10 protein-coding genes and 1 tRNA gene are annotated in these 13,309 nt (G+C 46.6%); 5 read left to right on the forward strand and 6 right to left on the reverse strand.

The window, feature by feature from the left end; genetic code table 11:
• Positions 1 to 574: 574 nt before the first annotated feature.
• Both QUA54_RS23725 and QUA54_RS23730 read right to left on the reverse strand, forming a co-directional pair.
• Positions 575 to 973 (reverse strand): alr0857 family protein, encoded by a 399-nt coding sequence (locus QUA54_RS23725; RefSeq protein WP_333416556.1) that lies wholly within the window; start codon positions 971 to 973, stop codon positions 575 to 577.
• A gap of 297 nt (positions 974 to 1,270) precedes the next feature.
• Positions 1,271 to 1,786: an HNH endonuclease gene (locus tag QUA54_RS23730; protein WP_172189167.1), complete on the reverse strand. Its 516-nt coding sequence runs from the start codon at positions 1,784 to 1,786 to the stop codon at positions 1,271 to 1,273.
• A gap of 574 nt (positions 1,787 to 2,360) precedes the next feature.
• Here QUA54_RS23730 and QUA54_RS23735 point away from each other — a divergent pair.
• A complete protein-coding gene (locus QUA54_RS23735) occupies positions 2,361 to 2,696 on the forward strand; it encodes a ribbon-helix-helix domain-containing protein (protein WP_039886507.1) in 336 nt (111 codons plus the stop codon).
• A 524-nt stretch (positions 2,697 to 3,220) separates the two neighbouring features.
• Positions 3,221 to 4,552 (forward strand): D-alanyl-D-alanine carboxypeptidase, encoded by a 1,332-nt coding sequence (locus tag QUA54_RS23740; RefSeq protein ID WP_333416599.1) that lies wholly within the window; start codon positions 3,221 to 3,223, stop codon positions 4,550 to 4,552.
• A gap of 260 nt (positions 4,553 to 4,812) precedes the next feature.
• Here QUA54_RS23740 and QUA54_RS23745 read toward each other — a convergent pair whose 3' ends face one another.
• Positions 4,813 to 5,556: a TylF/MycF/NovP-related O-methyltransferase gene (locus QUA54_RS23745; RefSeq protein WP_333416557.1), complete on the reverse strand. Its 744-nt coding sequence runs from the start codon at positions 5,554 to 5,556 to the stop codon at positions 4,813 to 4,815.
• A gap of 555 nt (positions 5,557 to 6,111) precedes the next feature.
• Here QUA54_RS23745 and QUA54_RS34540 point away from each other — a divergent pair.
• On the forward strand, positions 6,112 to 6,339 hold the full coding sequence (locus QUA54_RS34540) for a DUF2809 domain-containing protein (protein WP_445301580.1): 228 nt from the start codon (positions 6,112 to 6,114) through the stop codon (positions 6,337 to 6,339).
• Positions 6,340 to 6,393: 54 nt separating this feature from the next.
• Here QUA54_RS34540 and QUA54_RS23750 read toward each other — a convergent pair whose 3' ends face one another.
• Complete coding sequence (locus QUA54_RS23750) at positions 6,394 to 7,500, reverse strand: N-acetylmuramoyl-L-alanine amidase-like domain-containing protein (RefSeq protein WP_333416558.1); 1,107 nt, start codon at positions 7,498 to 7,500, stop codon at positions 6,394 to 6,396.
• Positions 7,501 to 7,679: 179 nt separating this feature from the next.
• Between QUA54_RS23750 and QUA54_RS23755 the strand changes: the two genes are divergently transcribed.
• Positions 7,680 to 9,185, forward strand: coding sequence for a serine hydrolase (locus QUA54_RS23755; protein WP_333416559.1), 1,506 nt, complete (start codon positions 7,680 to 7,682; stop codon positions 9,183 to 9,185).
• A gap of 233 nt (positions 9,186 to 9,418) precedes the next feature.
• Positions 9,419 to 9,592, forward strand: a complete 174-nt coding sequence (locus tag QUA54_RS23760; RefSeq protein ID WP_333416560.1) for a hypothetical protein — start codon at positions 9,419 to 9,421, stop codon at positions 9,590 to 9,592.
• A 148-nt stretch (positions 9,593 to 9,740) separates the two neighbouring features.
• Here the strand turns inward: QUA54_RS23760 and QUA54_RS23765 are convergent.
• Positions 9,741 to 9,812, reverse strand: a tRNA-Gln gene (locus QUA54_RS23765).
• 101 nt (positions 9,813 to 9,913) lie between these two features.
• Positions 9,914 to 12,688 carry a GAF domain-containing protein gene (locus QUA54_RS23770; protein ID WP_333416561.1) on the reverse strand — a complete coding sequence of 925 codons (2,775 nt, stop codon included), beginning with the start codon at positions 12,686 to 12,688 and terminating at the stop codon, positions 9,914 to 9,916.
• Between the last annotated feature and the right edge of the window lie 621 nt (positions 12,689 to 13,309).

A 13,309-nucleotide genomic window follows, 5' to 3' on the forward strand; every position in this document is an offset into this window, starting at 1 on the left:
TGAATATTTGCCAAAATGGAATTACCGTGCTGTTCCGACAATTGAGTAAATAGTGAAGTTATTAAATTTTCATTCCTAAGTTAGAAGAGAATGATTAGCTGCAACCTTGCCATTAACCATCTTACAAAATAGTCGCTGCCGTCACATACAACGTTTTTTGGCGTTGCTGGATTAAGGTATGATAAGCGCGATAGAGCAATCCTAAATGAGCCGTAATTTTTTTACCCCACCCCAGCCCACCCCTTACTAAGGGGAGGGAGTAAGAAATTCACAAATGATTTAGGATTGCTATATATCTTCATCTCACTCGATCGTAATGATTAATTGAATAGGGAACGGGAACACTATTAAACTTAAGATGTTGTTTCAACATCAATAAACTGACGACCGCAATCTACACAAATGTGATGAGTGTTTACCTCGGATCTTACCGTTCTTACGGAAGTCTTGGGAACAGCATTCAGGACATTGCATCAGGTTTGACCTCCATTTATAGCACCATTATGCAACCCCGAAAATATTTCCTTCTTGCTTCTTCCCTCTTGCTTGTTCCCTCTTCCTTCCACATCCGATATTAATCACCGACTTCCCCGACAACCTCCGCAGCAGCCTGAGTTTCGAGCCAGAGTTTGAGCAGCAAGAACTCCGCCCGATCGCCCAACACAGTCGCAAACACGCCGTCAGCCCCCTCAGACGCGTCAGAAATCCACGTACCGCGCAGAGTCACTTCTACAAAGTCAGCATCAGCAACACAAAGGGCGATCGCATCGTTGTCGTCTCGGTGGGCCTCAGATTCCAATAGAGACAGCGCCGACAAATTCGCCGGCAGCAAAAATGCCGCAGTGCTCGGTTCGACGCTGATGCTTTGACCAACTCGCATAGCCAGCACAACTCGCAGCGCCACTAACTGTTCGGGAGATTGAGCCAAACGCTCGAGGTTAAAGCCCGTTTCAGTGTAAGTCAACTTCAGCATATTGACAGCCCTAAATTTGAAATTGAAAGTTGAAAATTGGTAATTGAAAATTGGTAATCGGAAATTGGTAATCGGGAATTGCGCTGCATGGTATCATCACCTTGATTTTTTGCTCCAAAATTACCTAAAAGCGGAGTTTTTTTGTCAAAAAACCAGGTTGATTCGGTAATAAGTGCGTCCCTGAAAGTTGGTAATTTGTAATTTGTAATTTGTTTTAAGTTTTAAGATTGCCGCGCACAGCCCACAACCTAAATTTTGTTACCAATTACCCATTACCAATTACCACTTACCAATTACCTATTCCCCAATTTGGTATTCGTGCCAAAACAGTTCGGCAAAAGCAACAGTGGGGTGTATGGGGGCCTTCGGCTTAGTTCGCAGAGACATTCCAGCTTCTACGGGAGTTCGATCGCCCTTACGGGAGTTGCACCGTTCGCAAGCAGTCACCACGTTGTCCCAAGTATGCGGGCCGCCCTTCGATCGAGGCATCACGTGATCTAGCGTCAAATGTCGGTTGCTACCGCAGTATTGGCAAGAATGAGCGTCGCGGCGCAGAACTTCCCGGCGATTGACCGGGGGTACTTTCCACAGGCGTTCCCTGTTGCCAAAAGTCAAGCGGATTTGTTCGGGTACGTGGATGCTGCTGCTGGGCGATCGTACCAGCCAGCCGTTGCCAATGCTAAAATCCAGAGGTTCAGCCTTGCCTGTTACCAAAAGTACGATCGCCCGTTTGATGTTGACACGGCTCATTGGTAGGTAATTCTGAGAAAATACCACCACAGATTGCCTCAATACATCAGTTACTACGGTCACGGCTTGCTCCTCCTCATCAATTTGGGATTTTAGATTTGGGATTTTAGATTTGGGATTTTGAATTTTGGGTGCTTCATCAGCATTGGCTACATCTGGTTTTTTGCCAGTTCCCCAAGCCGATCGAATTTTTCAAATATCAAATCAAATGCCCCCGCTTCTCTTACTTAGAAGCGGGGGCTAGAAAAACTGCTAAAGGCAAATTTTCATCCTGTGTTGGTACAGTAGTTTAGCTGTACCTCCCGCTTCGCGTCTCTCGATATGGCTGTGCCACTTGCAGACCGTGCCGGTCTACCTCGTTGTAATTAATTTCTGCAATTTGTCCTAATCCACTATAACCGGGTTTATTTAGGCCCTGGCCCGCCCGCGAGGTCGCTGCAACAGTCGCAAAACCCGTCCTAAAGACGTGCCGTAACGACTCGGAGCGACCCGTGGGGCGATCGCACTTCAGTTGATAGGTGGAGTAGGTGGGGAGAAATTTCAAAGTCGGCAGAAGGTGGTTAAGAGGCTTTCAATCTAGCTGTAAACATACTACACTGATATTACACATATGTCCACCCGTCACGGAGAAAAAATTATGCATACCCTACCTAGAACCTCAACCACCGAAATGGAAGTCACCAGCATTCGACTAGAAAGAGAACTCAAAGAGAGACTTAAAGAGCTCGCGGGCAATCAAGGCTATCAAGCTTTGATTCGAGATTTGCTCTGGAATTACGTGCAGCAGAAGTCTGGAGAGTATCGGCAGATGTTTTCTCGATCGGATATTCGAGCTAGCATTAATGCCACAGCACAGCAGGAGGAACGCTGCGCGCTTACAGGAGAGTTGATTCGACCGGGCGGGCCGATGTTATTAGGCCTGACGATGCACGGGGAAATGGTGCCGCTGAGTATAGGGAGTATGGCTGGATAAACCAGTTTATCGAAAATTTGTCAGAGCGATCGGCCTGGGGCCTTCACCCCAGGCGCTGAAAATCATACTATTTTAGATTTTAGATTTTAGATTGGGGAATGGCTTATAAGATAAGAGTTGGAAGCTTGGCTAGAGTTGCATTGTTTTTGGGAAATGGTATAAAAATACTTCGGACAGTTTGTGATTGCCAACGGTAGAATAAGGGTTTCAAGACGATTCGGCAAGTTCGCTACCAACGGCAAATCGTGGGTTTAAGACTGCGAACTAAAAACAGTCCGGACTATTGTTATAAAATCCCGCAGTATTTAAACAATTTCTATTTAACCAACCACGAAGATGCGTTCGGCGCAGCCGTTCCCGTAGGGTAGAGCGCGAAGAAAGATGGAGAAGAAGATAGCTAATGTCAGCGGTTCGCAATTGTGGTAACGCAGATGCGGATGCTCCAAAACGGGCGGGCTAATGCTAAACTTTCCATCGGGCGTGCCGAACAGACGATCGTACATTTGATGAAAAAAATTAAAGTAATGCTGAAAAACCGCTACTTGACTGCTGCGAGTTCGATCGCCCTTCTCACAATTATTGCCGGCTGCGCAGCTACTGAATCGCCCCAACTTGCATCTCCCTCTCCTGTAGCTGAATCTTCCCCGCCGCCGGTTAAACCAAGTCAGCCTCAGCCCTTAATAATCTCTGTTAACAATCCAGAAACCCCCACAAATACCAAAATCCAGCAATATCTCAACGGGTTGACAGCACAAGGTTTTGCCAAAGAAGACCAAGGGATATGGATGCAATCTGGCAATACTTTGTTAGCCAATCATCAAGGTACAGTTCCTCTGTCAGCCGCTTCTATTACCAAAGTAGCAACATCTCTGGTAGCGCTGCAAGAATTCGGACCGGAACATCAATTTATTACCTTAATTGGTACAACAGGAAAAATTGAAAACGGCGTATTAAAAGGCGATTTAATTGTTCAGGGAAACGCCGATCCGTTGTTTGTTTGGGAAGAGGCGATCGCCCTGGGTAACGCCTTAAATCAAAAAGGCATCAAGCGAGTCACTGGCAGTTTGATAATTGTCGATAAGTTTTACATGAATTTTGAACTTGATCCCCTCAAGTCGGGAGAATTGCTCAAACAAGGATTGAACAGTCAAATCTGGCCGAGCGAAGCCGCCGCCCAGTATCAAACACTACCTCCAAATACGCCGAAACCCCAAATAGAAATTGAGGGTACTGTAAAAGTTTTGCCAGCACCTCCCAACGGCGTTCAGCCTTTAGTAAAACATTATTCTTTACCCCTCGCCGAACTGATCAAAAAAATGAATCAGTACAGCAACAATCTCATGGCAGATATGCTAGCTGATACTGTCGGCGGTGCTAAAACAGTCGCGGAAAAAGCAGCAGCAGCAACCGGAGTTCCTCCCGCAGAAATTAAACTCGTCAACGGTTCGGGATTGAGCGAAGAAAACCTCATTTCTCCCCGGGCTGCTTGCGCCTTGTTTATCGCTTTAGAACGCTATCTTCAACCTTACAGCATGACAGTTGCTGATGTCTTAACTGTAGTTGGAAAAGATAAAGGAATACTGTCAGAACGGCCGCTTCCCAAATTAGCAGTAGTCAAATCTGGCACGTTGGATAATGTTAGCGCTTTGGGCGGAGCGCTGCCAACTCAAAAACAAGAAACAGTGTGGTTTGTGATTATGAATCGCGGGGCAAATGTCGAGACATTTCGCACTCAGCAAGAGGTTTTGCTGAAAAGCTTTTTGAATGAGTGGGGAAGTGTTCAAGTTTCGCCACCCGAATTAACGCCAAATCCTGCTAGAAATAGTAAGGTATCTCGCAGCGAAATCATCAATTAATCGGGTTTGTAGTAAGGACTTTAGTCCTTGATTTTTAAGTAGCGTAAGGTGCGCCACAAGCACCTAGCCAGCTCAGGAGTGCGATCCTCTTCGAGGGCTGCGCTAACGACGTATTTGCGTCATTTTAGGTGTTGGCGATCGGCAATAAACAAGATTTATTACCGATCGCCAAATTCCGAGGAATGCCCTATTTAGAAAGGTGATGAAACACTCTCAGGATAGAAACACCAGATTATTATTACCCTAAAACTTCTCTGTCTCTACAGCTTGCGAAAATAGCCGTTGGAATACTCACAAGCATAGAGTACAGAGACTTTTTCAGGCTTGTCTACAAAAAACTCATCACAAGCACGTTTTACACCAGGCGATTTGAAAGGCTCAGCAGTATGTGGACGTGAAAACACCTTTTCATCATAATAAATGCCAAATAAGCAAATAGCTCCTGGCGTTAGACGCTCGTAAACATGGGGCAGTACATATTTAGTAGAGCTATATAGATCGCCGTCTACAATTGCAAAGCTGATCTTATCTGGAAGACATGAAGGAACAGTATCCTCAAACCATCCTTTATGAATATGTGGTAGATCCAGTCCAACAGCGGAAAAATTATTTTTGAATTCGTCGAGTCTCGCTGTCATCGAACCTCGATCGTATACTCCATCTTTAATATCGTCTCCTTGTAGTTTTGGAAGCCCTTCAAAGCTGTCAAACACATGAAATTGTTTCTCAGGCGCATACTCATGCAGAACTTCTTGGATCACAATGGAGCTTTCGCCAGCATTGCAACCGACTTCGACAACATCACCAGATACTTTGTATGCTGCTGTTTGGCTTGCCAAATGAAAAATATTCATTCGAGCTTCTATACTTGCCATACCAGGCGATTTGGGAATAACTTGACCGTTCAAATGCAATTTATTCAATACCCGATTAGCCAAACGATGGCGTTTGCGTGGAGTCCGGTGATCCCAATCAAAATAAGTTGCAATGAAAGTATTGTTCATTTCGTTTGCTAGATGAAATCGTGAATAGTGGTTTAGAGGATGGATGACTTCACTTAGAATCCTGGCATCAGCAGCATAGCGGTGGAACCGAATTACATAGTTTTGAATAGCGGTGGAAGAAACGTTTTGGAATCTGCTAATAGCAATGACTTTAAATAGAAGAACTGAAAATCCTATCTTTGCAAAGAAGTTGAGGAACACTCACTTCATTGAGACTAGAGATAGAGTACCGAAAGAAAATGTTGCTACCTGAGATACTCCAAATTGGTTTACTTCTATAGAATTGCACGCAATTATGAAATCAAGATGAAATGCCGAGCGCTGCAAAGCATGAAATCATCTCCCTTTCAGAAAAAAGAGGCAATTACTTGAATTCACATCTAAGCTAAAGCCTGATTCTGGGTAGGTTCTCACGTTTTGTCAATTCACCAGGAGGTAAATTATGACGACCAGCCCGCCGACTGAGTGCGATCCTCTTCGAGGGCTGCGCTAACGACGCAGTTGTGTCATCCCTGAGTAGGCGATCGGAAATAAACCTACTTTATTGGTAATCACTTGTTAAAAGAATGGGGAGTTTTCATGTTTAACTTGGCAATTGAATTTAGCCAACTGTGGCATCCTCGTTTTTGGCAATGGATTAGGGCTACATTATTCTGGCGTCTATTTATCGGTAGCGGCTTTGCTTGCGAGGATTTTATAGGCTATATTTTGGGATGTATTATGGACTGGGTTTTGGTGGTTTGCCTGAAGCATAAAATCCTGATAAGACACCAAAAATCCTAACAGGTTCGTAGTAAGGACTAAAGTCTTTTCTTTTGATAACCTCACATATCCTCTTTATCTGGGATCGATCGCCCTAGCGACTACAATGCCGATCGCACTTTCGCCTCTCCTAATATATCTCTGCAAGTCGTAAGCAACTGTTACCTCCCCAGCCGGCGAAGCGTGAATTAAACCCATATTGCCGTCAGCATTGCGGTAGACTAAACCCGTGTGGGTGACATCCAATCCTTTAACCTCCGTGGCTACCGCTACAACATCCCCCGGTTTTAACTGAGAATAAACACTTTTTATCCGATTTGTCGGGATGTAATTAACAGTAGTTTTGGCTAAGTCTGCTTCTTGGCTGACAATGCACTGATAAGTTGCTTCGTCTTTGACCATTTGCGGGTAACTGCTGCGGTGCTGGCTCATGAAATTTAGTGTTTTATTCATGGGCACTCCGCCTAATTCAGCGGTGATATTTTCCAATGTTTGCCGTTTTTGATTGTCGTTAATCCATTCGGAAAAATAATGCAATCTGCTGCAATAACCGTTGATTTTACCGTTTAAATACCGCTGTTCTTCTATGCGATTTACAAAATTTTGATAGTCGTAATCTTGTACTGCTACGCCCCTGGCGATCGCCAAAACGGTTTCTACAAACAAAACGCAATCAAATTTATTCAACGTTACAATCAACTTTTCTTCGCCGGATTTGTCCAGCAAACCCTCGGCGTAGGGCTTTCCTAGGAAATTATCCGCGATCGCCTGAACGATTTCTCCGATCGGTCGATCGTGCAAATTTTGTCGTTTTGCATACTGTACAACCTTTTCAAAACGTGCTATGTCTTCGGGTTGTGCAGCAGTTTCTCTCTCCGTATTATTGAAGTCAGGTCGTCTCGCCAGCACCTCCAGCAATTGGGAATAGGAAATTTCAGGTAAATTCTTGAAGTCCCAAAATATACTCGGGAAACTGGAAACAGTTTGGTTGTTTGTCACTTCCCGATTTGCGCTTTCTCCCGTCAAGGAAAACGCTACATCCGCGCCCTGTCCTGCTGTTTGTCGATCGACAACATATCCCGTAGCAGATAGAGACTGAAATGCCCAAACATCAGGTATCAAAGAATTATTCACGCCGACGATCGCAAATCCCAAAACAGCCAGACTCCAAAAATTTCTCATGTTTTTCAAAGGATTTTGCTTCAACTCAGTGCTATCCTGAAAATTTTACAATTACTCGAAGTCTCAATCAGCCTAGTAGACAGATAAAATTGGCAACAGCGGACTAGATCGATACACTTGTCATTTAGATGCCGCCCTATTATAAACTGATCGTGCGAGTTTGATAGCACAAAACTGTAATGCAAGTAGAACGCCGACGCCGCCCCATCGGGCCCCAACGCCCAATCGAGTCCCGACGCCAAAGCACCGAGCGTCCAGTCCAGTCCCGACGCCAAAGCACCGAGCGCCGAGTCCCATCTCGTCGCCCAATCCAGACCCGACGCCCCATAGACCTCTTGCAAAAGTCGCTCTCAATTCTTGAAATTATCTGGGTTAATCTGCGTTCATCTGCCTGGTATCTGCGGTTGACCGAGCGAGCAAAAATTCATGCAACAGGTCTAATCCAATCCCGACGACGCCAAAGCAGCGAAGGCCCAGTCGGACGCCGACGCCAAAGCAGCGAAGGCCCAGTGCCATCTCGTCGCCGAGTGAGGACGAAATTTTCTCGCTTAAAATACCGTAACATCATGTGCTTAATTGCCGGGGCGATCGCGATCGGTTGGATTGTCACAATACCGTTCAGAATTCGCCGTCCCCCAGAACCGCCAGTCATCTTGGCTCAACAGGCCGTCTCGCCTCAAGAAGCACTCTCGCCTCCGACAATTGAACCATCGGAAAATTTAGCCGATCGTCAAAGCGAGCCTACCTTTAGCTACAACATCAAGACACCTCCCAATCCAGTTTACTCTCAAGAATTGCAAGGGATTGTTGATGAAGCTGTGAAGATTGCAACCAGCAAAGGACTGCCTGCTGAACGGCTATCCATTAGCTTATTTGATGTCAGCAATTCCCAAAGTCACACCTTTGCCGGATATCAAAATCAAACTCTCCGATTTCCCGCTAGCGTTGCCAAATTATTTTGGATGGCAGCGTTTTACGCAGCCATAGAAAAAGGCATCATTACGCAAAGAGAATCTGCCTTTAAAAACGACCTTGAGCAAATGATTCGCATCTCCAACAACGATGCTGCCAGCCGACTTTTAGACAAAATCACAGATACAAAATCCGGCGGACGGCTCGCAGGAGAAGAGTTGCAAACATGGCTGAAAAAGCGCACTCAAATTAACACATTTTTCCAGTCAGCAGGCTACAATGATCTTCGTATAAGCACCAAAAATTATCCCATATACTATTTAAGACAAGAAGGGCCAATCGGTCGCGACTTGCAATTGCGGGGCGATGCTTCTCAGCCGATTCGCAATCAAGTAACTACCGACCAAGCCGCCAGATTAATATATGAAATCTATACTAGACAAGCGGTTTCTAGCGTCGCCAGCCGCAAAATGGCTTACTTGCTAACGAGAGACTTAGACCCCAAGGCGTGGAAAAAAGACCCTCTCAACTCGATACAAGGATTTTTGGGCGAATCTTTACCACCTAATATTTATTTTGGTTCCAAAGTTGGCTATACCTCCAAATCCCGCAGCGAAGCGGCATTTGTTAGAACTTTAGACGATCGCGCGATTTATATCTTAGTTGTTTTCGCAGACGATCCGGCTTATGCCAAGGACGAAACAGCTTTGCCGGCCATTTCCCGATACGTTTTCGATCGGCTAAACGCTCGCGGCCCCAGCACTTTGCCGTGAGATGGAATAGGGCGGGTTGACTGTTGACTGTTGACTGTTGACTGTTAGTCGAAAAACTGAAGGATGGTTGATATCCAATCCGGTAGTATCGGAATTATTCGTCTCTCTTTTCTCTTCCTCTGTTTTCTCGGCGTCAAGAGCGGTTTAATCATTCCAATACAACCGGATTTGATATGAGTATTGAATGTTGACTTGATTTTATAGCAACCGCCAAGACGGTTAGGACGTTGTTAATGGCTGAAACGATTGATTTTATTGCTTCTTCCTTCTTTCTTCTTCCTTCTTCCTTCTGCTATACAATTCCGGCGCAGTCAGAAGTGATCTTACGCACAAACAACGGTTTCTGCGAAAAATGGGTACTGGCGACCAAAGAAACCGATTTTTTGACCACAAATCTACGCTTTTAGGCAAAACCCGCAGCAAGAAACCCCGGCTTCTTATATCCTGTCAGCAAGTCTTAATTAGGTTTGTAGTTAGAAAGTCGTTTTTCTCTCGTCAGCCAAGCGCTGACTATCAACAATCAGTTAAATAATTGATTTACTGGACACAATTTAACTGGGGCGAAAGGATTCGAACCTCTGAATGGCGGGACCAAAACCCGCTGCCTTACCACTTGGCGACGCCCCAACGTCTTAACCTTCACTATCTTAACATTCTAACACAGCAATCTGTCAAGCATTTTGACAATAAAATTTAAAAAATGTTTTTGAAACCGATCGCCTGCAGGTTTATTCTTTGATCTTAGGGGGGCGAGCTACCGGGATTTCAATCCAGAACTCCGCTCCCTGTCCAGGTTCCGAGATACACTTCAAGCTGCCTCCGTGTTTTTCCACCACAATCTGGTAGCTGATAGACAAGCCGAGCCCCGTACCCTTGCCCACAGGTTTAGTGGTAAAGAAAGGGTCAAACAAGTGGCATTTAGCTTTTTCGACCAATCCCGGCCCGCTGTCTTGAATCCGAATCACCACAACTTGACCGATCGACTTTCCTGACTCACCAACCTCCGAGTCTCGATCCACCAACGCAGTCGAGATTTTGATCGTCTTGGGTGCGGGCTGATTTTCCAAAGAGTCGATCGCATTCCCCAAAATATTCATAAATACTTGGTTGAGCTGTCCGGGATAGCACTCTACCTTCGGGAAGTCGCCGTAGTCTTTAATTACCTCAATTCCCGGTATTAGCTCGTTTGACTTCAAGCGGCTCTGCAAAATCAGCAGCGTGCTGTCAATCCCTTCGTGAATGTCCACCGGCTTCATCTCGGCTTCGTCAAGGCGCGCGAAGTTCCGCAGAGACAGGACTATTTTGCTGATGCGTTCGGTTCCTATCTCTATTGAAGACAGAATTTTCAGCAAATCCGGAACTATGAAATCAACATCGATTTCTTCGTTTTTGTGGAGAATTTCGTGACAAGGCTCGGGGTAGTGCTTTTGATACAAGTGCAGCAACTCCAGCAGATTTTTCATGTACTGCTTGCAATAAGTCAAGTTGCCGTAAATAAAATTAACAGGATTGTTAATTTCGTGGGCGACGCCGGCGACCATTTGACCGAGAGAGGACATTTTTTCGTTTTGGATGAGCTGAGCTTCTTTCTGCTGCAAACTCTGCAATGTTTCCGTCAGTTGGCGGGCTTGAGTTTGAGCGGCTAAGGCGGCCGCCCGGGTTTGGGCGTAAAGTTCGGCTTGGTCGATCGCGATCGCCAGTTGATCCACCACCGCTTGCAGCAATTCCACTTCGCTCGTCGCCCATGAACGTCTGCTGCTGTAATGGTTGCAAACTACAGCACCCATTTGACCGGAGCGAGTCTTGAGCGGCAGCAGCAGGTTAGAAACAATCCCGAGACTGGTCAAAAAAACTCGCGTGGGCGGCTCTATGCAGACTGCTGTTGCCGCGTCGCCAATCCGGAGCGTTTGGCGCTGGCTAATTTTCTCAGCCAGCAGCGTTACTTGTTCGATCGGGTATTCTGTAAGCCGCTCTTTGAGTTCGGGATTTGCCGCCTCGTGGGTGATCGCAAAGCTTGGCTCCCCGTCTCGCGAGACTGAGTACCACAAAAAGTAGCACTGGTCAACCTGCAACAAGCTGCGAATTTCGTTGACAGCCGTATCTAAAATTTTGTCGAGGTCGAGGGAATTCCGCATCTGGCTGGCGAGGCCGAACAGCAGGCCTTCGCGGCGGCTCAACAATTCTTCTCGGGCGGTGACGCGATCGATCGCCACGGCGATGGCGTTAGCCACACAGCCCAGAACTTCTAGCGCTCCGTCGCTTGCCAAAGCGCTACTGCACAGAAGCATCACTCCCACCAGCCGCTCTTCGACAATCAGCGGATAGGCAATGGCGCAGAGAGACGGGTTCGACAGTAGGCACACAGGAGCCGTTTGGAGTTTTCCCGGTTCTGCTCGCACCCAATCTTCTCTATCCCCTGCCCACTCTTCGCTGCTGAGTCCTGAATTAGCCTGCAATTCTAACCGCTCTGTCTGCGGGTTGAACGTCCAGATGCTCGCCGCTGTGGCGTCGAGGTACTCTACCATTGCCTCGGTGCAGCGGTTGAGGATGGCCGATAGTTTCCCGCCTTGTCCGAGGACTGCACCTACTTTAGCTTGCAGGGCTCCCAAGCGCGATGGATCTTGTAGCGAGGCTGCCCTTAGTTGGCCCTGGGAGGTGTCCCGGGATCGGGCAACGATTTCTCGGATTTTTTTGGTATCAGGATAGATCCCGATGCTTGCTGAAGTTTCGCACAAATATTGAGATTTGCCGGTTCCCCCTAGCTTCGAGAGCTTTTTTGTTCGGTATATTCTGGTGCCGCTCTGTGGCGTCTGTACCGCACAGAAGCTCGATCGGTTCGAGCCACGAACTAACTGCGAGATTTGCTGGCTCTCAGAGGTGATATCTTCTACTTCTGGCAACTGTTTCTGGGCTTTGACTAATTGCCAGCGCAGCTCCACCAAACTCGCAACTTGCCGACTCAAAGCTTCGATAGCTTCTATGGTTTCTTTTGTCAAGTCTCTCGGCACGGAGTCCATGACGGATAGCACTCCCAGCATCTGCCCATCTGAGGTTACGACTGGAATTCCGGCGTAAAATTTCACGAAGGGGTAGGAAACGGTCAGCGGATGCTCGGCAAATCCCACGTCTGTGGAAGCGTCTCGGACAATGGCGGCGGGCGGTTCCATAAAGGAATTTGCAGGGGGTTCGATCGCAGATTCGGGAGCAACTGGCGGTTTTTGCAGGGGAATTGCCCGGTCAAATTCCGAGTTTGAGTTTGAGCCGACGGCGAACTCTTCGGGAGCGCGGTCGATCGCGCGATCGCAAAAATCCAGGTAACTATCGGCCAAAGTTCGATCGAGACCTAACTGCGACTTCAACCAGTGGCGGTTACCGTCAATCAAGCTCAAGAAAGCAATAGGAGTTCGGCTGATATGAGCTGCCAAACCGACCAAATTGTCCAAGCAAACCTCTGGATCAGAGCCAAGAAGCTGATACAAGTCGATGTTATGGAGCTTGAACACTTTTTTTACCAAGAGGCAAGGTGCTTTTATCATTTGTAACTGCCCGTCTAGTTGGTGGCAACCGCCCTTCTCAATAATTCCCTTAAAAAACAAGCTATGAATTTTGTGCTGGGAGAATGTGGGCGCAAGTCCCGCGCAGGCTGCTTGCGCCGAACTCAGACTAACCTCTTGACTGACAGGGAAACTTTGGAATTATGGGAGTTAGATCACCCCAGATCTAAGACTGTATAAATTATACTTCCAGTGAAATCTGCTTTTGAATACCTCCGGCTCTCTAAATCTAAAAGCCTCTGTTGGGAGGAAGCAGCTTTCCAAAATATATGGCGATTGCTTATCTAGAATTTTTAAATCTGTTTAATTACATTTTAACAGACTTGTTTAATCGTGGGTAGGTGGCTTGCTGGTAGATTTAAATCATTGGCTTGTGCCACAATACCAATGTCCTTTACCGAGCTGTGCCGCAGCCTGCTGTTCAACTACACTTAGGAGATGAACTACAAAAGATTGCTAATATGTTAAAATTTGTAACAATAGTTGGTCAAACTCGACCGTCTAGGGTGTATGGGCTGGGATGCACATTTGGCAACTGTTGTAATCCCCGATCGACCACTCTCCCAATCC

The organism is Microcoleus sp. MOSTC5, assembly GCF_036701825.1.
Lineage (GTDB): Bacteria > Cyanobacteriota > Cyanobacteriia > Cyanobacteriales > Microcoleaceae > Microcoleus > Microcoleus asticus.